The sequence below is a fragment of the Streptomyces sp. NPDC126499 genome (assembly GCF_040302485.1).
Lineage (GTDB): Bacteria > Actinomycetota > Actinomycetes > Streptomycetales > Streptomycetaceae > Streptomyces.
The window spans coordinates 42,928-65,072 of record NZ_JBEOUO010000021.1 but is presented as its reverse complement, the minus strand read 5'-3'; the positions used below and the strand labels follow the sequence as shown (position 1 = coordinate 65,072).

The 22,145-nt window shown below is 72.2% G+C and carries 19 protein-coding genes and 2 pseudogenes; 11 read left to right on the top strand and 10 right to left on the bottom strand.

Annotated elements, in window-relative coordinates:
• Positions 1-7: 7 nt before the first annotated feature.
• On the bottom strand, positions 8-751 hold the full coding sequence (locus ABTZ91_RS26510) for a hypothetical protein (protein WP_352079745.1): 744 nt from the start codon (positions 749-751) through the stop codon (positions 8-10).
• 190 nt (positions 752-941) lie between these two features.
• Between ABTZ91_RS26510 and ABTZ91_RS26505 the strand changes: the two genes are divergently transcribed.
• Positions 942-2,033 carry a winged helix DNA-binding domain-containing protein gene (locus ABTZ91_RS26505; RefSeq protein WP_352079744.1) on the top strand — a complete coding sequence of 364 codons (1,092 nt, stop codon included), beginning with the start codon at positions 942-944 and terminating at the stop codon, positions 2,031-2,033.
• Positions 2,034-2,266: 233 nt separating this feature from the next.
• On the opposite strand, the gene ABTZ91_RS26500 is transcribed toward ABTZ91_RS26505, so the two are convergent.
• Positions 2,267-3,169: a helix-turn-helix transcriptional regulator gene (locus ABTZ91_RS26500; RefSeq protein WP_352079743.1), complete on the bottom strand. Its 903-nt coding sequence runs from the start codon at positions 3,167-3,169 to the stop codon at positions 2,267-2,269.
• Positions 3,170-3,276: 107 nt separating this feature from the next.
• Between ABTZ91_RS26500 and ABTZ91_RS26495 the strand changes: the two genes are divergently transcribed.
• The gene (locus tag ABTZ91_RS26495; RefSeq protein ID WP_352079742.1) at positions 3,277-5,064 is read left to right on the top strand and encodes an AMP-binding protein; all 1,788 of its coding nucleotides are present in this window, start codon (positions 3,277-3,279) and stop codon (positions 5,062-5,064) included.
• Positions 5,061-6,674, top strand: coding sequence for an AMP-binding protein (locus ABTZ91_RS26490; RefSeq protein ID WP_352079741.1), 1,614 nt, complete (start codon positions 5,061-5,063; stop codon positions 6,672-6,674). Before ABTZ91_RS26495 ends, ABTZ91_RS26490 begins: the two co-directional genes overlap by 4 nt.
• 81 nt (positions 6,675-6,755) lie before the next feature.
• Here the strand turns inward: ABTZ91_RS26490 and ABTZ91_RS26485 are convergent, their stop codons facing one another.
• The 3 genes from ABTZ91_RS26485 to ABTZ91_RS26475 form a co-directional block, all read right to left on the bottom strand.
• Positions 6,756-7,373, bottom strand: a complete 618-nt coding sequence (locus ABTZ91_RS26485) for a GNAT family N-acetyltransferase (protein ID WP_352079740.1) — start codon at positions 7,371-7,373, stop codon at positions 6,756-6,758.
• A 133-nt stretch (positions 7,374-7,506) separates the two neighbouring features.
• The gene (locus ABTZ91_RS26480; RefSeq protein ID WP_352079739.1) at positions 7,507-8,292 is read right to left on the bottom strand and encodes a TIGR04222 domain-containing membrane protein; all 786 of its coding nucleotides are present in this window, start codon (positions 8,290-8,292) and stop codon (positions 7,507-7,509) included.
• Between the two features lie 124 nt (positions 8,293-8,416).
• On the bottom strand, positions 8,417-9,529 hold the full coding sequence (locus ABTZ91_RS26475) for a hypothetical protein (protein ID WP_352079738.1): 1,113 nt from the start codon (positions 9,527-9,529) through the stop codon (positions 8,417-8,419).
• A 192-nt stretch (positions 9,530-9,721) separates the two neighbouring features.
• On the opposite strand from ABTZ91_RS26475, the gene gcl reads away from it, so the two are divergent.
• A complete protein-coding gene (gene gcl / locus ABTZ91_RS26470; RefSeq protein WP_352079793.1) occupies positions 9,722-11,500 on the top strand; it encodes a glyoxylate carboligase in 1,779 nt (592 codons plus the stop codon).
• Between the two features lie 59 nt (positions 11,501-11,559).
• Here the strand turns inward: gcl and ABTZ91_RS26465 are convergent.
• Positions 11,560-11,922, bottom strand: a pseudogene (locus tag ABTZ91_RS26465) (ArsR/SmtB family transcription factor); the annotation flags it as partial.
• A gap of 457 nt (positions 11,923-12,379) precedes the next feature.
• Between ABTZ91_RS26465 and ABTZ91_RS26460 the strand changes: the two are divergent.
• A pseudogene (locus ABTZ91_RS26460) lies at positions 12,380-13,480 on the top strand (MFS transporter); the annotation flags it as partial.
• Here ABTZ91_RS26460 and ABTZ91_RS26455 read toward each other — a convergent pair.
• The 4 genes from ABTZ91_RS26455 to ABTZ91_RS26440 all read right to left on the bottom strand — a co-directional run bounded on the left by ABTZ91_RS26455 (position 13,431) and on the right by ABTZ91_RS26440 (position 17,818).
• Entirely contained in the window at positions 13,431-13,949 is a 519-nt protein-coding gene (locus ABTZ91_RS26455) for a HEAT repeat domain-containing protein (protein ID WP_352079737.1), read from the bottom strand. The pseudogene ABTZ91_RS26460 and the gene ABTZ91_RS26455 overlap by 50 nt on opposite strands.
• A gap of 422 nt (positions 13,950-14,371) precedes the next feature.
• Positions 14,372-15,829: a catalase gene (locus tag ABTZ91_RS26450; protein WP_352079736.1), complete on the bottom strand. Its 1,458-nt coding sequence runs from the start codon at positions 15,827-15,829 to the stop codon at positions 14,372-14,374.
• Between the two features lie 198 nt (positions 15,830-16,027).
• Positions 16,028-16,918, bottom strand: a complete 891-nt coding sequence (locus ABTZ91_RS26445; RefSeq protein WP_352079735.1) for a 2-hydroxy-3-oxopropionate reductase — start codon at positions 16,916-16,918, stop codon at positions 16,028-16,030.
• A 66-nt stretch (positions 16,919-16,984) separates the two neighbouring features.
• A complete protein-coding gene (locus ABTZ91_RS26440; RefSeq protein ID WP_352079734.1) occupies positions 16,985-17,818 on the bottom strand; it encodes a TIM barrel protein in 834 nt (277 codons plus the stop codon).
• Positions 17,819-17,981: 163 nt separating this feature from the next.
• Here ABTZ91_RS26440 and ABTZ91_RS26435 point away from each other — a divergent pair, with 163 nt between their 5' ends.
• From ABTZ91_RS26435 to ABTZ91_RS26410, 6 genes are all read left to right on the top strand, one after another.
• Positions 17,982-18,257, top strand: a complete 276-nt coding sequence (locus ABTZ91_RS26435) for a thiamine-binding protein (protein ID WP_352079792.1) — start codon at positions 17,982-17,984, stop codon at positions 18,255-18,257.
• 44 nt (positions 18,258-18,301) lie between these two features.
• A complete protein-coding gene (locus tag ABTZ91_RS26430; RefSeq protein WP_352079791.1) occupies positions 18,302-18,640 on the top strand; it encodes a helix-turn-helix domain-containing protein in 339 nt (112 codons plus the stop codon).
• A gap of 155 nt (positions 18,641-18,795) precedes the next feature.
• Entirely contained in the window at positions 18,796-19,311 is a 516-nt protein-coding gene (gene uraD / locus ABTZ91_RS26425; protein ID WP_352079733.1) for a 2-oxo-4-hydroxy-4-carboxy-5-ureidoimidazoline decarboxylase, read from the top strand.
• A complete protein-coding gene (gene uraH, locus ABTZ91_RS26420; protein WP_352079732.1) occupies positions 19,311-19,718 on the top strand; it encodes a hydroxyisourate hydrolase in 408 nt (135 codons plus the stop codon). The genes uraD and uraH overlap by 1 nt, the downstream gene beginning before the upstream one ends.
• Positions 19,719-19,723: 5 nt before the next feature.
• Complete coding sequence (gene pucL / locus ABTZ91_RS26415) at positions 19,724-20,647, top strand: factor-independent urate hydroxylase (protein WP_345484820.1); 924 nt, start codon at positions 19,724-19,726, stop codon at positions 20,645-20,647.
• A 73-nt stretch (positions 20,648-20,720) separates the two neighbouring features.
• Positions 20,721-22,127, top strand: coding sequence for a nucleobase:cation symporter-2 family protein (locus ABTZ91_RS26410; protein WP_352079731.1), 1,407 nt, complete (start codon positions 20,721-20,723; stop codon positions 22,125-22,127).
• The last annotated feature ends 18 nt before the right edge of the window (positions 22,128-22,145 follow it).

The following is a 22,145-nucleotide window of genomic DNA, read 5'->3' as shown; positions in this document are numbered from 1 at the left end:
CTGCCGTTCAGCCGGTGCGGACGTGGTCCACCGCGGTGCGCAGCAGCCGCTCCGCCGCCGCCGCGCGGGCGGCGTCGTGGTGTGCGCTGATGAGGGTCACCTCGACGAGCACGTTGGCCTTGCGGGCTCCCAGGTTCTCGAAGGAGCTGGACGCGGCGCGCCGCGCCTCGTCGCCGATGCCGGGCAGGGCCGTGGGGGTGCCGAGGAAGAGGTCGTTCGCGAAGGCGTCGCGTGCCGTCTCGGTCGCCGTGCCGCCGAAGGAGCCCTGCCAGCGCACGAGGTGGTAGGAGAGCCGCAGCGACGCTCCTTCCGGGTCCCGCCAGGTGCAGTCGCGGGTCGGTCCGTACGGTCCGTCGTCGTCGTCCTCGGCCGTGGCGGTGCCGGCCGGCACCAGCGTGGTGGCGGCCGTGCGGCCGACCGCGCAGGGGTCGGGCAGTGAGGTGCTCTCGTGGCGGCCGGGCCACCACGGCGAGTTCCACGGCCGGTCGGCGGGCAGGACGACCACCAGGGCGAACGACAGGCAGACCAGGACCAGGCAGCCGGTGTTCTTCGCGTCCAGCGGCGCGGACCGCTGCGGTGCCTCGCCCTTGAGGCGGTTCGTGATGGCCGTGACCAGGCCGAGCACCAGGATGACCAGGACGACGGACGTACCGAGCGCCCGGTACTGGAACGCCTTCGCCAGAAGGACGGTGGCGACGACGGCGAGCGGCACGGTCAGTGACAGGAAGAGCAAACGGCCTCTGCTGGTCATGTACACACCTCCCCGGGGGCAACGGCCGGGCACCCGGACGAGTTCCGTCAGGCACCGGCCCGCCGCCGGCCTGCCGGAAGACCTCGTCGGGCGGGGGAGCCGCGACACCGCCGGAGTCCCGCGCGCATCCCACCGACGACCAGGGGATCGCGGACCCGACCTGTCCGCGATGGCCGCTAGCGTGCACACCATGGTCCTCAGCACCCGCGCCCTCAACCGCGCCACCCTCGACCGGCAGCTCCTGCTGCGCCCCGCCCCGCTCACCGCCGAGCAGGCGGTCCACCACCTCGTCGGCCTCCAGGCGCAGAACACCAAGCCGCCGTACTACGCGCTCGCCGCCCGCCTCGAAGGCTTCCGGCCCGAGGACCTGTCCGCCCTCATGGAGTCACGCCGGGTCGCCCGCATCGTCTCCCTGCGCTCCACCGTGCACACCCACACCGCCGCCGACGCCGTCCCCCTGCGCCGCCTCGTCCAGTCCGGGGCGATCGACCGGGAGCTCACGATGTTCCGCAAGGGGCTCGACGGCGTCGACCTCGACCGGCTCGTCGCCCTCACCGCCGCCTGCGTCGACGAACGGCCCCGCACCCCCAAGGAGTTGCGCGCGCACCTGCTCCAGGAGTGGCCCGCCGCCGACCCGCAGGCGCTGACCGTCGCCGCCCGCTGCCTGCTGCCCATGGTCCAGGTCACCCCGCGCGGCCTGTGGGGGAGGAGCGGGCAGGTGGCGCTCTTCCGCGCCGAGAAGTGGTTCGACCAGCCCCCGCAGGACCCCGCCGACCTCGACGAGACCGTCCTGCGCTACCTCGGCGCCTTCGGCCCCGCCTCCGTCAAGGACATGCAGACCTGGTGCGGCCTCACCCGGCTGCGGCCCGCCTTCGAGCGCCTGCGGCCCCGGCTGCTCGCCTTCCGCGACGAGCACGGCACCGAGCTGTTCGACCTGCCCGACGCGCCCCGGCCCGACGAGGACACCCCGGCGCCGCCCCGCTTCCTCCCCGAGTTCGACAACCTGCTGCTCTCCCACGCCGACCGCACCCGCGTCGTCCCCGCCGAGCACCGCACCCGCACCTGGACCGGAAACCAGGCCCACCGGGTCTTCCTCGTCGACGGCTTCCTCGCCGGGATCTGGCACCTGGAGGAGACCAGGCAGCGGACGACCATGACCATCGACCCGTTCACGCGGCTCACCCGCGCCCAGCGCGCCGACCTCACCGCCGAGGCCGAGCGCACCCTGCGCCTCCTGGGCCCACGGGACATCCCGTACGAGATCACGTACGCGAGCTCCTGAGCGCAGGGCGCGTACGGTGCCCCCGGCCGGATCCGGAACGCAGGCGTTACGGAAGCGCTCCCGCCCGCGCCGCCCCCGGGAGGGCTCCCGCCCGCCGGGCCGCCCACGCATGCGCACCCGCCGCCCGCGCATGCGCCCCGCCGCGCTGTCCACGGAAGCGATCCCGCCCGCCGTGCCACCCGCGCATGCGCGCGCCGCGCCGCCCACGGCAGCGCTCGCGCCCGCCGCGCCGTCTACGGCAGCGCTCCCGCCCGCCGTGCCGCCACCACCGCCTCCAGGCGCGTGTGCGCCCCCAACTTCCGCATCGCCGACCGCAGATAGCCCTTCACGGTCTCGGGCCGCAGCCCGAGCCGCCGGGCCACCGCCGCGTTCGTCGCCCCCGACCCCACCGCCGCGAGGACGTCCGTCTCGCGCGGGGTGAGCAGCACACCGGGGCGCCGCCCGCCCTCCCCGCCGCCGGTGGCCGGCGTCGTCTCGAAGCGGCCGCACACCGCGCGCAGCCGTTCCCGCAGCTCCGGATCGGTCACCTTCGGGACGAGCTCGCGCAGCTCCCCGTACGCCAGCCGCATCTCCTCCCGCTCCGCCGCGAGCCGCCGGACCTCCTCCCGTACGGCCAGGGCCTGCTCGACCTCCCGGGCCGCCGCGACCGCCGCGTCGAAGACCCGCTCGCCGATCGGCAGGGCGTCGCGCAGCGCCCCGTACAGCACCCCGCGCACCCGGCGGCCCACGACGACCGGCACCGCGATCACCGAGCGCAGCCCCTCCGCCGACACCGCGCCGTCGTACTCGTGCGTGATGTGCCGGGCCGACGCGTAGTCCGTCACCGCGCACGGCCGCGACAGGGCCAGGCACTTGCCGCCGAGGCCCGAGCCGGCCGAGACCGACAGCCCGCGCAGCGCGGGCGTGACCGCCCCGTCCAGCTCCGCGATCCGCACCACGTCGCGGCCGTCGGAGCGGTCACGGCCACCACGCGGGTCCCGGCCGTCGCGGAGGTCCCGGTGGTCCCGGCTCCGGGGGCCTTCTCGGTCGTCGCGGCCGTCGTGGAGCAACCCGCCGAACACCACCGGGAGACCGGTGGCCCGCCGCAGCCCCAGCAGCGCGCCGCGCAGCTCCACCGCATCCTCGTGCTCGGACACCCCGCGCTCCTCCACCTTCGCCCCTCCCCACCCCCCGAACGGGGGTAGTGAGACCTGGGTCACTGATTACACGATGTGCGGGACGGGTCCCGCAACGAGGAGGACACATGACGGCAACCAGCGCGGCGCGGCCGACGGAGGCGACGGAGCGGTTCCGGACCGCCCGCGACTTCCTGCTCCGGCACCGGGAGGACTACGAGACGGCGTACGAGGGCTTTACCTGGCCCCGGCCCGAGCGGTTCAACTGGGCGCTCGAATGGTTCGACGTCATCGCCGCCGGCAACGACCGCACCGCCCTGCACATCGTCGAGGAGGACGGCACCGAGGCGAGGTTCAGCTTCGCGGAGATGTCCGCCCGCTCCCACCAGGTCGCCAACTGGCTGCGCGCCCAGGGCGTCCGCGCCGGCGACCGGATGATCGTCATGCTCGGCAACCAGGTCGAGCTGTGGGAGACCATGCTCGCCGCGATGAAGCTGCGTGCCGTCGTCATCCCCGCCACGCCCCTCCTCGGCCCCGCCGACCTGCGCGACCGGGTGGACCGCGGCCGGGCCCGCCACGTCCTCGTACGCGCCGAGGACCGCGCCAAGTTCGGCGACGTGCCCGGCGACTACACCCGGATCGCGGTCGGCGGCGACGGGGGCGGCGGTGACGGGCAGGGCGGTGACGGGCCGGGCGGCGAAGGAGCGGCCGGCGACGGGGCAGGCGGTGACCGGGTGGGCGGCGCCGGGAGAAGCTGGCTCCGCTACGCGGACGCGTACGCCGAGTCCACCGCCTTCGAGCCGGACGGTGTCACCCTCGCCGACGACACCCTCATGCTCTACTTCACCTCCGGCACCACCGCCCGGCCCAAGCTCGTCGAGCACACCCACACCTCGTACCCGATCGGCCACCTCGCGACGATGTACTGGATCGGCCTCCAGCCGGGCGACGTCCACCTCAACATCTCCTCGCCCGGCTGGGCCAAGCACGCCTGGTCCAACCTCTTCGCCCCGTGGAACGCCGAGGCGACCGTCTTCATCCACAACTACACCCGCTTCGACCCGGCCCGGCTGATGACCGAGATGGCCAAGCACGGCGTCACCAGCTTCTGCGCCCCGCCCACGGTCTGGCGCATGCTGATCCAGGCCGACCTCGGGCAGCTGACCACCCCGCCCCGCGAGGTCGTCGCCGCCGGCGAACCCCTCAACCCCGAGGTCATCGAGACCGTCCGGCGCGCCTGGGGCGTCACCATCCGGGACGGCTTCGGCCAGACCGAGACCGCCGTGCAGGTCTCCAACAGCCCCGGCCAGCGGCTCAAGGAGGGCTCCATGGGCCGCCCGAGCCCCGGCTTCCGGGTCACCCTCGTCGACCCGGTCAGCGGCACCCCGGACGTCGAGGAGGGCGAGATCTGCCTCGACCTCTCCGCCCGCCCGGTGGGCCTGATGGCCGGCTACCACGGCGACCCGGAGCGTACGGCCGAGGCGATGGCCGGCGGCTACTACCGCACCGGCGACATCGGCGCCCGCGACGCCGACGGCTACATCACCTACGTCGGGCGCGCCGACGACGTCTTCAAGGCCAGTGACTACAAGATCAGCCCCTTCGAGCTGGAAAGCGCCCTGCTCGAACACGAGGCCGTCGCCGAGGCCGCCGTCGTCCCCGCCCCCGACCCGCTGCGGCTCGCCGTCCCGAAGGCGTACGTCGTCCTGGCGGCCGGCTGGGAGCCGGACGCCGACACCGCGAAGGCGCTCTTCGCGCACTCGCGCGCGGTCCTCGCCCCGTACAAGCGGATCCGCCGGATCGAGTTCGCCGAGCTGCCGAAGACGGTCTCCGGCAAGATCCGCCGCGTCGAGTTGCGCAAGCTCACGGCGGAAGGCGACACCGGCACCGAGTACACCGAGGGGGACCTCGCATGAGCGACCTCGCCGTCCTCTCGTACGCGCACGGGGTGTCCGACGTCCCGCTCCTCGGCGACACCATCGGCGCCAACCTCGACCGGGCCGTGGCCACCTGGCCGGACCGCGAGGCCCTCGTCGACGTCCCCACCGGCCGCCGCTGGACGTACGCGCGGTTCGGCGCCGACGTCGACCGGCTCGCGGACGCGCTGCTCGGCAGCGGCGTCGCCAAGGGCGACCGGGTCGGCATCTGGGCGGTCAACCGCGCCGAGTGGGTGCTCGTCCAGTACGCCACCGCACGCATCGGCGCGATCATGGTCAACATCAACCCGGCCTATCGCGCCCACGAGTTGAAGTACGTCCTGAACCAGGCCGGGGTCTCGCTGCTCTTCGCCTCCCGCACGCACAAGACCAGCGACTACCGGGCGATGGTCGACCAGGTGCGCGCCGACTGTCCCCGGCTGCGCGAGACCGTCTACTTCGGCGACCCGAGCTGGGACGAACTCCTCGCGCGCCGCGCGCCGGAGGGGGTACGGCCCGCTCCGCTGTCCTGCGACGAGCCGGTCAACATCCAGTACACCTCAGGGACCACCGGCTTCCCGAAGGGTGCCACCCTCTCCCACCACAACATCCTCAACAACGGTTATTTCGTCGGGGAGATGATCGCCTACACCGAGCAGGACCGGATCTGCGTCCCCGTTCCCTTCTACCACTGCTTCGGCATGGTGATGGGCAATCTCGCCGCCACCTCGCACGGCGCCTGCATCGTGATCCCGGCCCCGTCCTTCGACCCGGCCGCCACCCTCAGGGCCGTGCAGGAGGAACGCTGCACCTCCCTCTACGGGGTGCCGACGATGTTCATCGCCGAGCTGAACCTGCCCGACTTCGCCTCGTACGACCTGTCCAGCCTGCGCACCGGCATCATGGCGGGCTCGCCGTGCCCGGTGGAGGTGATGAAGCGGGTGGTCGCCGAGATGAACATGGCCGAGGTGTCCATCTGTTACGGCATGACGGAGACCTCGCCGGTCTCCACGCAGACCCGGCGCGACGACGACCTGGAGCGGCGCACCGGCACCGTCGGCCGGGTCATGCCGCACGTCGAGGTGAAGATCGTCGACCCGGCGACCGGCCTCACCGTCCCGCGCGGCACGGCCGGTGAACTGTGCACCCGAGGCTACGGCGTGATGCTCGGCTACTGGGACCAGCCCGACAAGACCGCCGAGTCGATCGACGCGGGCCGCTGGATGCACACCGGGGACCTGGCCGTGATGCGCGAGGACGGGTACGTCCAGATCGTCGGCCGCATCAAGGACATGATCATCCGCGGCGGGGAGAACGTGTACCCGCGCGAGATCGAGGAGTTCCTGTACGGGCACGCCAAGATCGCCGACGTGCAGGTCGTCGGCGTGCCCGACGAGCGGTACGGCGAGGAGATCCTGGCCTGCGTCATCCCCCGCGACCCGGCCGACCCGCCGACCCTGGAGGAGCTCACGGCCTTCTGCCGCGACCGCCTCGCGCACTACAAGATCCCGCGGCGGATGGAGATCCTGGCCGAGTTCCCGATGACGGTGAGCGGGAAGGTGCGGAAGGTGGAGCTGCGGGAGCGGTACGGGGCGGCGGGGGCGCGGTAGCGAGGGCGGGCCCTCGGCGCGCCCGGGACTGCCGCGGCGTGACGGGCCTTCGCCGCGGGGTGAGGGGCCTTCGCCGTGCCGTCACGCGACGGGGTCGGCGGCCGGGGTCGGATCGGCGGCCGGGACCGGGGCGACGGCCGGGGCCGGGTCGGCGGCCCGGGCCGGGTCGGCGGCCGGGGCCGGTGCGGGCACCTCGCGGCGCATGCAGACGCGGGGCCAGGCTGCCAGGCCGTGCGCCGCCTCCGCCCGGCTGATCGCCCGCAGTCCCTCGGTGAGCGCGGGGTCGCCCTCGCCGACGTGCCGGAACCCGAGCCGGGCGTAGTACGGCGCGTTCCACGGGACCTCGGCGAAGGTCGTCAGGGTCAGCGCCGTCAGTCCCCGCTCCCGGGCCGTCGCCGCGAGGTGCTCGATCAGCGCCCGGCCGACGCCCCGGCGGGCGGCGTCCGGGTGCACCGAGACCTGCTCGATGTGGGCGGCGCCGTCGACGGCGTCCATCAGCAGGTACGCCACCGGACGGTCCGCCGCGTCCACCGCCACCCAGGCCCGGCCCGCGCGGCGGTAGGAGTCGAGGACGTCCAGCGGAAGGGGTTCGTCGTCGGCGATCTCTCCCATGCCGAGGAGCCGGAAGGCCTCGCCGGCGGCGCGTTCGATGTCCTGGAGCAGGGGGAGTTCGGCCCGGGCGGCCACTCGGATGCGCATACGCCAGTATGGCGCGGCGCGGGGGTGGGGAGGGAGTCGGAGGGGCGGCACCCCCGCCCTCCCCGACCCGCTCCCTCCCCGTACCCGCGCCCTCGCCGACCCGCGTCCCCCGCCCTCCGCGAAACCCGCGCCCTCACTCCGGCATGCCGCCCGGGCAGGCCGGGCCGTCCGGGGTCCAGCCGCGGCCGGTGGGGAAGCCGTCGTCGGCGGTGCGGCGGTGGCCGAGGAGGCCGCCGTCGCGGGAGAAGTGCGGCAGGAAGAGGGAGAGGGCCGGGTCGCCGTAGAGCGCGACGTACAGCAGCACCTCCCGGCCGTCGGTCACCGCGCGCCGGTGGGCGGGCAGCGGGTGGCGGGCGCGGAGGTCCGCGAGGAGGCGGTGGGCCGCGCGGGTGGTGGGCGGGACGCAGAGCAGGGCCGCGGCGGCGAGCACCGGCACGGCGCCGGCGGCGAGCGCAGGGGCGGACGCGCCGGTGGTCCAGAGGCCCGTACCGACCGTGACGGGCACGCCGAGCAGGAGCACCCTGGCCGCGAGGAGCCGCCCCGGCGGGCGCAGCAGACCCCGGCTGCCGAGCTCCGCGGCCAGCGCGGCGAGGGCCTGGCGGGCCTTCGGCCGCGAGGCCAGGACCCGCAGGGCCAGGGCCCGCTGGAGCGAGCGGTGGACGCCGAGCTGGAGCGGGTCACGGGTCCGGCCGGCCCCTCCGTTGGCGCGAATCGTGCCCCGGCGGCCCGCCGCCACGGCGCCGCGCTGGTGCAGCGCGACCACGGCCACGGTGACGGCGGCCCGCGGGCCGCCCCGCAGCAGCGCGAGCGCCTCCGGCGGCGGCTCGGGCCCCTCCTGGCTGCGGGTATGCAACAGCAGCCCTGCCAGGGCCAGTTGACCGAGCGCCACCCCCAGGAACCACCACATCCCCATCGTCATGGTGTTCACCCCCCCGAAGGTGTTGTGCCCGGGGGAGGGGCGATCGTCACGTGCCGGTTGGCCGAATTCCTTCCGCCGGTCGCGCGCGAGGTCCGGTCCTCGCGCTCCGGTCATGCCGCCGCGGTCACGGCGCTCCGGTGGCGAGGAGGTCGTGCGCCGGCGCGTTGACCGGCTGCGGGGTGCCGGTGAGGTCGAGGACGAAGAGCGGGATGCCGAGGCGCTCGGCGCGCTCGTGGGCGTCGGGGGTGTATCCGGCGAGCGAGAAGTAGACGCTCACCGCCGCGTTGCTGAGCCCGTTGAGCCACAGGCACTCCACCGCCCGCAGTCCGGTGGGCCGGGTGCTGGGGTCCACCTGTGCGACCAGTCCCGGCCCGCGCAGGTCCACGGTCGAGGCCGACCGCTCCTCGGGCTGGATGACGTCCCGGAATCCCAGCCACCGCAGATATCCGGCGGACGCGGCGACGGCGTCCCGGGTGGTGCGGATCGTGACCGGCCGGAACGCGGACCGGGCGGCCTCGGGCCCGGGACGGGCGGCCGTGGGGCGGGGCGGCGGCACGGGCGAGGGGTGCCGGCGCGTGAAGGAGGAGAGCGCGTCGGGCGCGGGCGCGGGGACCGTGGCCGCCTCCTCGTCCCTGTCCCTGTCCCTGTCCCTGTCCCTGCCCCTGTCCCTGTCGCCGCCGGTGGCCGCGGCGGCTTCCCCGCTCTCCCGGCGCTCGGCGTTCTCCGGGCCGACCGGGCCGTCCGGTCCGTGCGGCGGGCGGCCGTCCGCCCGGGCCCCGGCCTGGCCCGGTGCCCGGTCGTCCCGCTCCGCGCCGGAGTCGAGCCCGACGACCGTGCCCGCCCCCGCGGGCCCCGCCCCGGCCGATTCCCGCCCCGCCGGTCCCGTACCCACGTCAGCCGTCGGCCCGGGCCCTGGCCCCGTACCGCCCCCGGATCCGCCGCCCGCCCGTTGCGCTGCCTCGGGCGCCGTCCCGCCCGCCTCCCGTACCGGCACCCGCAGCACCGCTCCGCACGGGCAGCCCACCTCCGGGTGGGGCCAGTCGGAGGCGCGGGAGCAGGCGGGGCAGTGGACGGTGACCCATTCGTCCGACCAGTTGCGGTGGGTGATGGGAGCGGCGGTGGCGCCCGCGATCACCGGGGGCGCGACCGGGGTGCCGCAGGAACAGGGGAAGGCGGGCGCCGCGTACCGCAGCGAGCGGAAGCACTCCGGGCAGCGCACCTGTACCGACTCACCCACACCGAACCCCCTCTGCGTCGTGCGTCCCCATCGTCCACCAATCCGGGCGCGCGAGGGGGCGACTTCGGCCAAAGCGTCTCTTGACGCCTCTCCCTCACCCCACCTACATTGCTTCCGTATAGCAGAACAGTACTTCCGCATTATGGAAACAAGCCGTCAAGGCCCCGAAGCAGGAGCACTCCCATGCCTCGTATGACCGCCGCCGCAGCGGCCGTTGAGATCCTCAAGCGCGAAGGCGTCACCAACGCGTTCGGTGTGCCCGGCGCGGCGATCAACCCCTTCTACCGTGAGCTCAAGAACGTCGGCGGCATCAGCCACACCCTCGCCCGCCACGTCGAGGGCGCGTCCCACATGGCCGAGGGCTACACCCGGGCCAAGGCGGGCAACATCGGTGTCTGCATCGGCACCTCCGGCCCCGCCGGCACCGACATGATCACCGGCCTGTACTCCGCGATCGCCGACTCGATCCCGATCCTCTGCATCACGGGCCAGGCCCCGGTCTCGAAGCTCCACAAGGAGGACTTCCAGGCCGTCGACATCGCCACGATCGCCAAGCCGGTCACCAAGGCCGCGACGACCGTCCTGGAGGCCGCGCAGGTCCCCGGCGTCTTCCAGCAGGCCTTCCACCTGATGCGCTCCGGCCGTCCCGGCCCGGTCCTCATCGACCTGCCGATCGACGTCCAGCTGACCGAGATCGAGTTCGACCCGGAGACGTACGAGCCGCTGCCGGTCTACAAGCCGCAGGCCACCCGCGCCCAGGCCGAGAAGGCGCTGAAGTTCCTCCTGGAGTCCGAGCGCCCGCTGATCGTCGCCGGCGGCGGCATCATCAACGCCGACGCCTCCGACCTGCTGGTCGAGTTCGCCGAGCTGACCAGCATCCCGGTCATCTCCACCCTCATGGGCTGGGGCACCATCCCGGACGACCACGAGCTCGCCGCCGGCATGGTCGGCGTCCAGACCGCGCACCGCTACGGCAACGCGACCTTCCTGGAGTCCGACTTCGTCCTCGGCATCGGCAACCGCTGGGCCAACCGCCACACCGGTTACAACATGGAGGCCTACACCAAGGGCCGGAAGTTCGTCCACGTCGACATCGAGCCGACCCAGCTCGGCAAGATCTTCGCCCCGGACTACGGCATCGCCTCCGACGCCAAGGCCGCCCTGGAGCTCTTCGTCGAGATCGCCAAGGAGTGGAAGGCCGCGGGCACGCTGCCGGACTTCTCCGCCTGGGCCGCCTCCGCGCAGGAGCGCAAGGCCACCCTGCAGCGCCGTACGCACTTCGACGACATCCCCATGAAGCCGCAGCGCGTCTACGAGGAGATGAACAAGGCCTTCGGCCCGGAGACCCGGTACGTCACCACCATCGGCCTCTCCCAGATCGCGGCCGCGCAGTTCCTGCACGTCTACAAGCCGCGCCACTGGATCAACTGCGGCCAGGCCGGCCCGCTCGGCTGGACCATCCCGGCCGCGATCGGCGCCGCCACCGCCGACCCGGAGACCCCGGTCGTCGCCCTCTCCGGCGACTACGACTTCCAGTTCATGATCGAGGAGCTGGCGGTCGCCGCCCAGCACAAGGTCCCCTACGTCCACGTCCTCGTGAACAACGCCTACCTCGGTCTGATCCGTCAGGCGCAGGGCGGCCTCGGCATCAACTTCGAGGTCAACCTCGAGTTCGAGAACATCAACACCCCGGAGATCGGCGTCTACGGCGTCGACCACGTCAAGGTCGCCGAGGGCCTCGGCGTCAAGGCGATCCGCGTCGAGGACCCGAACAAGCTCGGCGAGGCGCTGGAGCAGGCCAAGAAGATGGCCGTCGAGTTCCAGGTGCCGGTCGTCGTCGAGGCGATCCTGGAGCGCATCACCAACATCGCGATGAGCAAGACGGTCGACATGAGCGACGTCACCGAGTTCGAGGAGCTCGCGACGGAGCCCGGCCACGCGCCCACTGCGATCAAGGCCCTGAAGGTCTGATCAGGACCCCGTACGCGAAGGCCCCCGTCCTCCCGCCGAGCACCGGGAGGACGGGGGCCTCACCGTTCCCGCGCCCGTACGAGCACGGCGCCCGCCTCCGTCCAGTCGTACAGCACCGACCGCCCGGCCCGCCTGCGCCGGACGAGGCCGGCGTCGAGGAGCACCTTCAGGTGCCGCCCCACCGAACCGAGGCCCTGCCCGGTCAGCGCCACCAGCTGACTGGTCGACTTGGGCGATCCGAGCCGCACGGGGACCCCGGCCCGGCCGCGCCCCAGGAGCGCGCCGAGCGCCTCCGGCACCACCGGGCCCGTGGCGTCCGCCAGAACGCCCGCGCAGGGGTAGACGATCGCGGACCGCTCCGTCCCCTCCCACGACGACCAGCCCGTGCCCGGGGTCACCGGGACGAACAGCAGCCGGCCCCCGACGCCCACGCCCGCGTGCAGGGTCTTGAGCGCCGCGACGGTCTACGCCAGCGGCGACACCACGAACCGGCTGCGCGCCAGCGCGTCCGTACCGATGTGCCACCAGCCCATGCCCCGCCCCCTCGGTCCCCGGACCCGTCTTTCTTTCGCCTCCGTGCGAAACGATATCGGCGCCGCACGGCCGTGCCCGAGACTCCGCCGCATGCCCCGTTACCGCGATCTCTTCCGCACGCCCGAGTTCACCCCGCTCTTCCTCAGCGGCACCGCGACCGCGGCCGCCCAGACCCTCGCAGGCTCAGGGGGTGTCTTGCCGATCTTGCCGGGCTCGCGACGTCTGGCACGCACGCTCGCTGCGTTGTCGTCGGTCGCCGATGCTCCGCATGGACTCCCTCCTCCGCCTTGCGATCGCACGCACCAGACGCCGCTCCCTGATCCGGCCTGATCGACAAGACACCCCCTCGGCCTCGCGACCCACGTCTTCCGGTCCACCGGCTCCCCGCTGCTGTCCGCCCTCGCGATGTTCGGCCCCGCGCTCGCCCAGCTCGTCGGCGCCACCACCCTGCTCTCGGCCGCCGACCGGCTGCCGCCCCGCGCGGCGCTCACCGCCGTCGCCCTCGTCTTCGCGGCCGGCACCGCCGCGCAGGCCGTCCCCGGCCTGCCGGTCGGCGCCGTCTTCGCGCTGCTCCTGATCCAGGGGCTCGTCGGCTCCGTCGGCGGGGGAGTGCGGTACGGGCTCGTCACCGAGATCCTGCCGCGCGAGCGGCTCCTGATCGGCCGCTCCGTGTTCAACATGGCCGTCGGCGTCTGCCAGATCATCGGCTTCGCCACCGGCGGCGTGCTGATCGCGCTGCTCTCGCCGCGCGGCACCCTGCTCGCGGGCGCCCTGCTCTACCTGATCGGCGCCCTCCTCGCCCGCTGCGGGCTCTCCCGCCGCGCCCCACGGGCCACCGGCCGCGCCTCGGCCGCCGAGACCTGGCGGACCAACGCCCTGCTGTGGTCGGCCAGGCCGCGCCGGCACGCCTACCTCGCGCTGTGGGTGCCGAACGGCCTGATCGTCGGCTGTGAGTCGCTCTTCGTGCCGTACGACCCCGAGCGCGCCGGACTGCTCTTCATGGGCGCCGCCGTCGGCATGCTGGCCGGGGACACCCTGGTCGGACGGTTCGTGCCGTCCCGGTGGCGGGACCGGCTCGCCATGCCCCTGCAGGCGCTGCTGGCGGCCCCGTACCTCCTCTTCGCGCTGCGCCCCGGGCTTCCGCTCGCGCTGGCCGCGGTCGCGGTGTCCGCCGTCGGCTACAGCGCGAGCCTGCTCCACCAGGAACGGCTGACCGCCCTGGTGCCCGACGAGCTGAGCGGCCACGCCCTCGGCCTGCACGCCTCGGGCATGCTCGCCCTCCAAGGGGTGAGCGCGGCCCTCGCCCAGCTCACCTCGCCGCCCACGGCGATGACGCTGCTCGCGGCCGGCTCGCTGGCGGTGACCCTCGCCCTGACCGCCACGTCGGAGCCCCGGCTCAGAGCTCGCCGCGCCGTGCGAGCTGTTTCACCGCGTTCTCGCGGATGATCTCGTTCTCGTCGTCGCGCACGTCCTCGAGGGCTTTCCGCGCCTCCGGGCCGGGAACGGCGCCGAGCGCCCAGATCGCCTTCACCGCGAGCGCCCGGTTCTCGTCCCAGTCCAGGTGCTCGGGGACCCAGCGGGTCGCCAGGGCCAGCGTCGGCACCGCCCGGGGCGAGCGGAGCTTGCCCAGCACGGACACGACGTCCTCGTGGCGAGTGTGCCAGTCGGCGGGGAACAGCTCGATCAACGGCTCCAGGAACTCCTCGCCCGGGGCGCCTGCGGCGGCCCGGACGATCAACGCCATCTCGACGTCGTCGGCGTCCCGGCGCTCCATGGCGTCCCTAAGCAGCCGGAACGCCAGGGCCGAGCCGTCGGACTCGCCGAAGTGGGCGAGCACCTCGTCGAGCGTGCGCGTCCTGCCTTGACCTGGCACGAACACCAGGCCCATGACCAGATCCTGCTCCTCCGGGGTCATCGCCTGACCGCCTTCCCTGCGTTGCCGTTCTCGTCGAAGCCGGGCGGCCCCCCCATAGACCTACACGACAGAAGAGCGCGGAACCAGGGACCGTAAACCTGGTTCCGCGCTCTCGTGATGCCCGCCCGACGGTGCGAGGCTGGCGCGACAGGACGTTCGCGCCGCCGGGCGGAGTTGGTGCCCCCTTCCGTGCGAGAAGGGGGGGGCGTTGGGACCGCGGTGGCGCCGACGGGCGCCGCGGTCGTCCCCTTCCTTCAGGTCAAGAAGGGGAGCTCGCGGGCCCTTACCACCGCACTGGCTCGGCGCCACCGCGGTCCTCACGCTGTCCGGTTCGCCGACCACCCCTCATCCGGGCCGGCGATCCGGACCGCGTACGGCACTGACCTCCCGTCAGGTGCCGTACGCAGTCGGGGTGTCGAGGCTCAGTCCTCGCGCAGGGCGCGGACGGCCTCCTCGACGCGCCGGCCGTACTCGGGGTCGGCGGCGGCGAAGTGGGCGATGTTCTTCTCGATGATGTCCTCGCGGGAGACCTGGGACAGGCCGCCGGCGATGTTGGCGACCAGGCGGGCCTTCTCGTCCTCGGACATCAGGCGGTAGAGCTCACCGGCCTGGAAGAAGTCGTCGTCCTTGGTGTGCTGCGGGGCCGCGTGGGTGCCGGTCCAGCCGTGGACGGCGAGCGGCGCGGAGAGCGGGACGTCGGTCTGGCGCGGACCGGAGTACGAGTTGGGCTCGTAGTTCTTGTCGTGGCGCGAGCCGTTGCGGATGGCCATGAAGCCGTCCCGGCCGTAGTTGTCGGCCACGGTCGCCTTGGGGGCGTTGACCGGCAGCTGGGTGTGGTTGACGCCGAGGCGGTAGCGGTGGGCGTCCGCGTAGGCGAAGAGGCGGCCCTGGAGCATCTTGTCCGGCGAGGGGCCGATGCCCGGGACGAAGTTGTTCGGGGAGAAGGCGGCCTGCTCGACCTCGGCGAAGACGTTGTCCGGGTTGCGGTCGAGGACCAGCCGGCCGACGCGCTGCAGCGGGTAGTCCGCGTGCGGCCACACCTTGGTGAGGTCGAAGGGGTTGAAGCGGTAGTCCGCGGCCTCGGCGGCCGGCATGATCTGGACGTAGAGCGTCCAGGACGGGTTCACGCCGCGCTCGATGGACTGCAGCAGGTCGGTCTGGTGCGAGTTGGCGTCCTTGCCGACGAGCTCGGCGGCCTGCTCGGCGGACAGGCAGCGGATGCCCTGGTTCGTCTTGAAGTGGTACTTGACGAAGAAGGCCTCGCCCGCCTCGTTGGTCCACTGGTAGGTGTGCGAGCCGTAGCCGTTCATGTGGCGGTACGAGGCGGGGATGCCGCGGTCGCCCATCAGCCAGGTCACCTGGTGCGTCGCCTCGGGGGCGTGCGCCCAGAAGTCCCAGACGTTGTCCGGCTCCTGCTTGCCCGTGAACGGGTCGCGCTTCTGGGAGTGGATGAAGTCGGGGAACTTGATCGGGTCCTTGATGAAGAACACCGGGGTGTTGTTGCCGACGAGGTCGTAGTTGCCCTCCTCGGTGTAGAACTTCACCGCGAAGCCGCGCGGGTCGCGGACCGCGTCCGCGCCGCCGAGCGAGTCGGCCACGGTGGAGAAGCGCAGGAACAGCTCGGTCTTCTTGCCGACCTCGGAGAGGAAGGCGGCCTTGGTGTAGGCCGTGACGTCGTCGGTCACCTCGAAGAAGCCGTACGCACCGGAACCGCGGGCGTGCACCACGCGCTCCGGGATGCGCTCGCGGTTGAAGCGCGCGAGCTTCTCCAGCAGGTGCTGGTCCTGGAGCAGGATGGGGCCACCGACGCCGGCGGTGGCGGAGTTCTGGTTGTCGGCGACGGGGGCGCCGGACTCGGTCGTAAGCACACGCTTCGACATGGTGACCTTCCGTACGGGAGCTGCACTGCTGACTGCGGGTGAGTGCTCTGGAGCGTAAGGACGCCCCTCGAACGACGTCAACAGTTTGTTGAAAATGAAGTCTGGTGTTCCGGACGGCGGCGGCGCCTGGGCGCGACAGGACAGGTGTCAGCGCCGCCGCCGCCCGGAAATCTGGGCCCCGTCAGGACGGGGGGCGGATCAGACCTGCTGGCCGGAGAGGCGCTCGACGGCGCGCAGCAGGGCCGAGTGGTCCAGGCCGCCGTCGCCCTGGGCGCGCAGGGAGGCGACGAGCTGGGCGACCACGGCGCCGACCGGGAGGGCCGCGCCGACGTTGCGGGCGGCGTCGGTGACGATGCCCATGTCCTTGTGGTGCAGGTCGATCCGGAAGCCGGGCTTGAAGTCCCGGTTCAGGAAGTTGTCCTTCTTGCGGGTCAGGACCGTGGAGCCGGCCAGACCGCCGTTGAGGACGTCGAGGGCGGCGTTCAGGTCCACGCCGGACTTCTCCAGGAAGACCACGGCCTCGGCGCACGCCTGGATGTTGACGGCGACGATGAGCTGGTTGGCCGCCTTCACCGTCTGGCCGGAGCCGTGCGGGCCGCACAGGACGATGGTCTTGCCGAGGGCCTCGAGGATCGGCAGGGCCGCGTCGAAGTCGGCCTTCTCGCCACCCACCATGATCGACAGCACGGCCTCGATGGCGCCGGCCTCGCCGCCGGAGACCGGGGCGTCCAGGACGCGCAGGCCCTTCTCGGCGGCGTTCTTCGCCAGGTCCACGGAGGTCTGCGGGGTGATCGACGACATGTCGATGATCAGGGCGCCCGACTTGGCGTTCTCCAGGATGCCCTCGGGGCCGTAGGCGATGGCCTCGACCTGCGGGGAGGCCGGGACCATCGTGATGACCACGTCGGCGTCCTTGACGGCCTCGGCGATCGAGCCGGCCGCGGTGCCGCCGGCGGCGGCCAGACGGTCCAGCTTGTCCTGCTCCAGGGTGTAACCGGTGACGGAGTAGCCGGCCTTGATCAGGTTCTCGGACATGGGGGAGCCCATGATGCCGAGACCGATCCACGCGATACGGGGGAGGTTGCTCATTGGGGAGGGTCCTTCTCTGAAGCTTCGTACGAAAAGGTCGGGGGTCGCCTGGCGGAACGCCTGGAGTTACTTGGCCGCGCGGGCCTCTTCCGGCAACCATGCGAAGGAGGCGGCGGCGTCGGCGGCCTTGTACTCCAGGCCCACCCAGCCGTCGTAGCCGGCCTTCTTCAGCTCGTCGAGGAGCTGCTCGAGGGGCAGCTCGCCGGTGCCCGGCGCGCCGCGGCCCGGCATGTCGGCGATCTGGACGTGGCCGGTCTTGTCGGCGTACGCCGCGATGACCTCGCTGACGTTCTCGCCGTTCATCGACAGGTGGTAGATGTCGAGCAGGAACTTGGCGTTGCCGAGGCCGGTGGCCGCGTTGACCTTGTCGACGATCTCGATCGCGGAGGGGGCGCTCACCAGCGGGTAGAGCGGCGACTCCGGCTTGTTGAGGGTCTCGATCAGCAGGATCGCGCCGACCCGGTCGGCGGCGCGGGCCGCGAGCACCAGGTTCTCCAGGGCCAGTTCGTCCTGGACGGCCGGGTCCACGCCCTCGACGCGGTTGCCGTAGAGCGCGTTGAGCGCCTTGCAGCCCACCGAGGCGGCGAAGTCCGCGGCGACGTCGATGTTGGCCCGGAAGCGGTCCGACTCCTCACCGGGCACCGAGACCGCGCCGCGGTCCGGGCCGGGGAGCTGTCCGGCGTAGAAGTTCAGGCCCACCAGCTGGGTGCCGGCGTCCTCCAGAGCCTTCTTGAGGGCGTCGAGCTCGCTCTGGTCGGGGGTGGCGGTGTCGATCCAGGGCCACCACAGCTCGACCGCGGTGAAGCCCGCCGCGGCGGCGGCCGCGGGGCGCTCCAGGAGCGGGAGTTCCGTGAAGAGGATCGACAGGTTCACATCGAAGCGCTGGTCCGTGTATCCCATGAGGGGTCGGCGCTCCTTCCGTATTGCGGAAGTAACTTTCTGTCTGACGGAATGTTGCAAGCAGAGAGCTCGGCTTGTCAAGAGGTCCCCGCAGGTCCGGGGCTCCCGTAGGTCGGGTCCGGGGCTCCCGTAGGGGGCGCAGGGCCCGTAGCGTGGGGGCATGGTGCGTTTGAGAGTGGAGTTCACGACCGAGCCGTTCGACCTCGACGAGGCGCCGGCGCACGCGGTCGTGGCTCGTGAGGTCATCCAGTCGGCCGAACTGGACGCGGTCGACGTCGGGCCCTTCGGGAACACGGCGGAAGGGCGGGCCGACGAGGTGCTGACGGCGGTGGACGCGCTGCTGCGGCAGTCCCTGGCGGCCGGCGCCACCCGCGTCTCGCTGCAGGTCAACGTGATCGGTGACGGCGGCGGCGACGCGATCGACGAGGTGGCGAAGTGACCGAGCATCCCCTGGTCACCGCGGTGAAGCCGCTGGTCGACGCGATGGGCGCCGAGCTGCTCGGCCCCGAGCAGGCCGAGGCGGACGACGTCGTCCTCGCCTGGGAGGGCGAGGACGTGCTCGCGGTGCGGCTGCCGCAGCTGTCCGAATCCCTGGACCACATTCTGGCCGCCATGGAGCGGCGGCACGGGATGCCGCTGGCCGAGCTCGACCGCAAGAGCAAGCAGGAAGTGGTCCGGCTCCTGGAGGCACGCGGTGCCTTCTCGGTCCGCCACGGGGTCGAGACGGTGGCCGGCGCGCTCGGCGTCAGCCGCTTCACCGTGTACAACTACCTGAACCGGGAGACCGCCCTGAACAGGGAAAAAGCCCCGAAGGACAGCTAGTTGATCAATCCGTACCGGAAGCCGTCGTCCAGATGTCGGGACGACGGCTTTTGTGTCACCGAGTTTTCAACAAAGTGTTGACGTGGTGTTGCGGAGGGCGTTAGCTATCCGCAGCCCGTCCGACGCACAGCGAAAAACAGCCACGGAGGCTTCCCGTGACTTCAGGTACGACACCGGGCCTCACCCGGTTCAACACCTCGGCGGAGGGCGACGCCCTCGCCACGCTCCACGAGGTGTGCTCCAGCTCGGCGTGGGGGAGCAAGATCCTCGCCCAGCGCCCGTATGCCACCGCCGAAGCCCTCTTCCTCGCCAGCGACGCCGCCATGGCCGAGCTGACGGCCGAGGACCTGGCCGAGGCGATGGCGGGCCACCCGCCGATCGGTCGTCCGAAGGCCGGGGACCCGACCTCCTCCCGCGAGCAGAGCGGGATGGCCGGCGCCTCCGCGGAGCTCAAGGCCGAGATGCTCGAACTCAACCTGGCCTACCAGGAGAAGTTCGGCCATGTCTTCCTCATCTGCGCCACCGGCAGGACCGGCGAGCAGATGCGCGACGCGATCCGGATCCGGATCGAGAACTCGCCCGAGCAGGAGCGGGAGATCGTCCGCACCGAACTGGGCAAGATCAACCGCATCCGTCTGACCCGTCTCGTAGAGACCGAGGAAGAGAACTGATGAGCACCGACACGACCGCCTCGGTGTCCACGCACATCCTGGACACCAGCATCGGCCGGCCGGCCGAGGGCGTGGCCATCACGCTCGCGGCCCGCGCCGGCTCCGACGCCGAGTGGGTCGCCCTGGGCGGATCCGCCACCGACGCGGACGGGCGCTGCAAGGACCTCCCGGCACTGCCGGAGGGCACGACCCACGTACGGCTCGACTTCCAGACCGAGGCGTACTTCCTGAGCAAGCAGAACAAGCAAGCCGAGGCGCAGCAGGACGCCCCCGCGAATCGGGACAGTGGTGCTCCGGTCGCGTTCTTCCCGGAGGTGGCGATCACGTTCGCCGTCGTGCCGGGTGAGCACTACCACGTACCGCTGCTGCTCAACCCGTTCGGCTACTCCGTTTACCGAGGGAGCTAGCAGACATGCCCACGATTCTCGGCCAGAACCAGTACGGCAAAGCAGAGAACCGCGTCGTCAAGATCACCCGCGACGGCGCCACCCACCACATCAAGGACCTGAACGTCTCCGTCGCCCTCTCCGGTGACCTCGACGACGTCCACCTCACCGGCTCCAACGCCAACTGCCTCCCCACCGACACGACGAAGAACACCGTCTTCGCGTTCGCCAAGGAGTACGGCATCGAGTCCGCCGAGCAGTTCGGCATCCACCTCGCCCGCCACTTCGTGACGAGCCAGGAGCCGATCAAGCGCGCCCGGATCCGGATCGAGGAGTACGCCTGGGAGCGCATCGCCAGCTCCGACGCCAACTCCAAGTTCATCGGCTCGGACGAGGTCAACCACTCCTTCGTCCGCAAGGGCCAGGAGACCCGCGTCACCCAGATCACCTACGACGGCCAGAAGTGGGAGGTCATCTCCGGCCTCAAGGACCTGGTCGTCATGAACTCCACCAACTCGGAGTTCTGGGGCTACATCAAGGACAAGTACACCACCCTCCAGGAGGCGTACGACCGCATCCTGGCCACCCAGGTGTCGGGCCGCTGGCGGTTCAACTGGACCGACGACGACCAGCGCATGCCCAACTGGGAGCGGTCCTACGAGCAGACCCGCAAGCACATGCTCGAGGCCTTCGCGGAGACGTACTCGTACTCGCTGCAGCAGACGCTCTACCAGATGGCCACGCGGATCATCAACCACCGCGCGGAGATCGACGAGGTCCGCTTCTCGCTGCCGAACAAGCACCACTTCCTGGTCGACCTCGAGCCCTTCGGTCTGAAGAACGACAACGAGGTCTACTACGCCGCCGACCGCATGTACGGCCTCATCGAGGCCACCGTCCTCCGGGACGGCGCCACGGCGCAGATCCCGGTCGACATGACCAACCTCTAAGCGGCACTGAGTCACCGGCCCCGTCCGCCCGCAGTCGGGCGGGGCCGGTGCACCAGACCGGAGGGAACCTCCCATGGCTCAGCCTGCAAAGGGGCCGGCAACCGCCGAAGGCCCGTGTTCCACCCCGCCGTCCACCTCGGCCGACTGCCACCCCGTGGACGAGAAACTCCCCGCCTCTCGGCTCGTCCCGGCGGCACTCCAGCACATCGCCGCCATGTACGCGGGCGTCGTCACCCCTCCGCTCATCATCGGCCAGGCCGTCGGCCTCGACGCGGCCGGGATGACCCGGCTCATCGCCGCCAGCCTGCTCATCGCCGGCTGCGCCACCATCCTGCAGACCCTCGGCCTCGGACGCTTCGCCGGAAACCGGCTGCCGTTCGTCAACGCGGCCTCCTCCGCGGGCATCGCGCCCATGCTCGCCATCGCCGAGACCAGCGCCCCCGGCCACCAGCTGCCCGCCATCTACGGCGCGGTCATGGTCGCCGGCGTCTTCTGCCTCGCCGTCGGCCCCTTCTTCGGCCGGCTCCTGCGCTTCTTCCCGCCGCTCGTCACCGGCGTCGTCATCACCCTCATCGGGGTCACCCTGATGCCCGTCCCCGTCGGCTGGGCCCAGGGCGGCGACAAGACGGCCGCCGACTTCGGCGCCATGAAGTACCTGGCGCTCGCCGCCTTCACCCTCGTCGTCATCCTGCTCTTCCAGCGCTTCGGCAAGGGCTTCGTCAAGCAGATCGCCCTGCTGCTCGGCCTGTTCATCGGCACGCTCGCCGCGATCCCCTTCGGCATGGCGGACTTCACCGCCCTCCGCGAGGCGCCGGTCGCGGCCCTGCCCGCCCCCTTCGCCTTCGGCACCCCCGAGTTCCAGCCCGCCGCGATCCTCTCCCTGTGCATCGTGATGCTGGTCCTGATGACCGAGTCCAGCGCCGGCATGCTCGCCCTCGGCGAGATCTGCGAGCGGCGCAGCGACGGCCGGACCATCACCCGCGGCCTGCGCACCGACGGCATCGCCACCCTCCTCGGCCCCGTCTTCGGCGGCTTCCCCACCTCGGCCTTCGCCCAGAACGTCGGCGTCGTCTCGCTGACCCGGGTCCGCAGCCGCTACGTGGTCGCCGTCGCCGGCGGCGCCCTCCTGGTCCTCGGCGCCTTCCCCGTCCTCGGCGCGGTCGTCTCCCTCGTCCCGATGCCGGTCCTCGGCGGAGCGGGCATCGTCCTCTTCGGCTCCATCGCCGTCAGCGGCATCCGCACCCTCTCGGAAGCGGGCCTCGACGACAGCTCCAACATCATCCTGGTGGCCGTCGCCCTCGGAGCGGGCATCATCCCGCTCGCCGCTCCCACCTTCTACGCCGGATTCCCCGCCTGGGCGCAGACCGTGCTCGGCTCCGGCATCAGCGCGGGCGCGCTCGTCGCCGTCCTGCTGAACCTGTTCTTCCATCATCTCGGCACCCGGAGCCGTCACACGGCCCCGGCACTCAAATCCTCCTAGGGTCCTGCCGTGCCCGAC

Excerpts from the sequence above, each read along its gene's own strand:
- ABTZ91_RS26445 (WP_352079735.1), bottom strand. The coding sequence starts at position 16,918 with ATGAGCAACCTCCCCCGTATCGCGTGGATCGGTCTCGGCATCATGGGC.
- ABTZ91_RS26495 (WP_352079742.1), top strand. The coding sequence starts at position 3,277 with ATGACGGCAACCAGCGCGGCGCGGCCGACGGAGGCGACGGAGCGGTTC.
- ABTZ91_RS26510 (WP_352079745.1), bottom strand. The coding sequence starts at position 751 with ATGACCAGCAGAGGCCGTTTGCTCTTCCTGTCACTGACCGTGCCGCTC.
- gcl (WP_352079793.1), top strand. The coding sequence starts at position 9,722 with ATGACCGCCGCCGCAGCGGCCGTTGAGATCCTCAAGCGCGAAGGCGTC.
- uraH (WP_352079732.1), top strand. The coding sequence starts at position 19,311 with ATGAGCACCGACACGACCGCCTCGGTGTCCACGCACATCCTGGACACC.
- ABTZ91_RS26430 (WP_352079791.1), top strand. The coding sequence starts at position 18,302 with ATGGGCGCCGAGCTGCTCGGCCCCGAGCAGGCCGAGGCGGACGACGTC.
- ABTZ91_RS26455 (WP_352079737.1), bottom strand. The coding sequence starts at position 13,949 with ATGACCCCGGAGGAGCAGGATCTGGTCATGGGCCTGGTGTTCGTGCCA.
- ABTZ91_RS26450 (WP_352079736.1), bottom strand. The coding sequence starts at position 15,829 with ATGTCGAAGCGTGTGCTTACGACCGAGTCCGGCGCCCCCGTCGCCGAC.
- ABTZ91_RS26505 (WP_352079744.1), top strand. The coding sequence starts at position 942 with ATGGTCCTCAGCACCCGCGCCCTCAACCGCGCCACCCTCGACCGGCAG.
- ABTZ91_RS26440 (WP_352079734.1), bottom strand. The coding sequence starts at position 17,818 with ATGGGATACACGGACCAGCGCTTCGATGTGAACCTGTCGATCCTCTTC.
- pucL (WP_345484820.1), top strand. The coding sequence starts at position 19,724 with ATGCCCACGATTCTCGGCCAGAACCAGTACGGCAAAGCAGAGAACCGC.
- ABTZ91_RS26410 (WP_352079731.1), top strand. The coding sequence starts at position 20,721 with ATGGCTCAGCCTGCAAAGGGGCCGGCAACCGCCGAAGGCCCGTGTTCC.
- ABTZ91_RS26485 (WP_352079740.1), bottom strand. The coding sequence starts at position 7,373 with ATGCGCATCCGAGTGGCCGCCCGGGCCGAACTCCCCCTGCTCCAGGAC.
- ABTZ91_RS26490 (WP_352079741.1), top strand. The coding sequence starts at position 5,061 with ATGAGCGACCTCGCCGTCCTCTCGTACGCGCACGGGGTGTCCGACGTC.
- ABTZ91_RS26480 (WP_352079739.1), bottom strand. The coding sequence starts at position 8,292 with ATGACGATGGGGATGTGGTGGTTCCTGGGGGTGGCGCTCGGTCAACTG.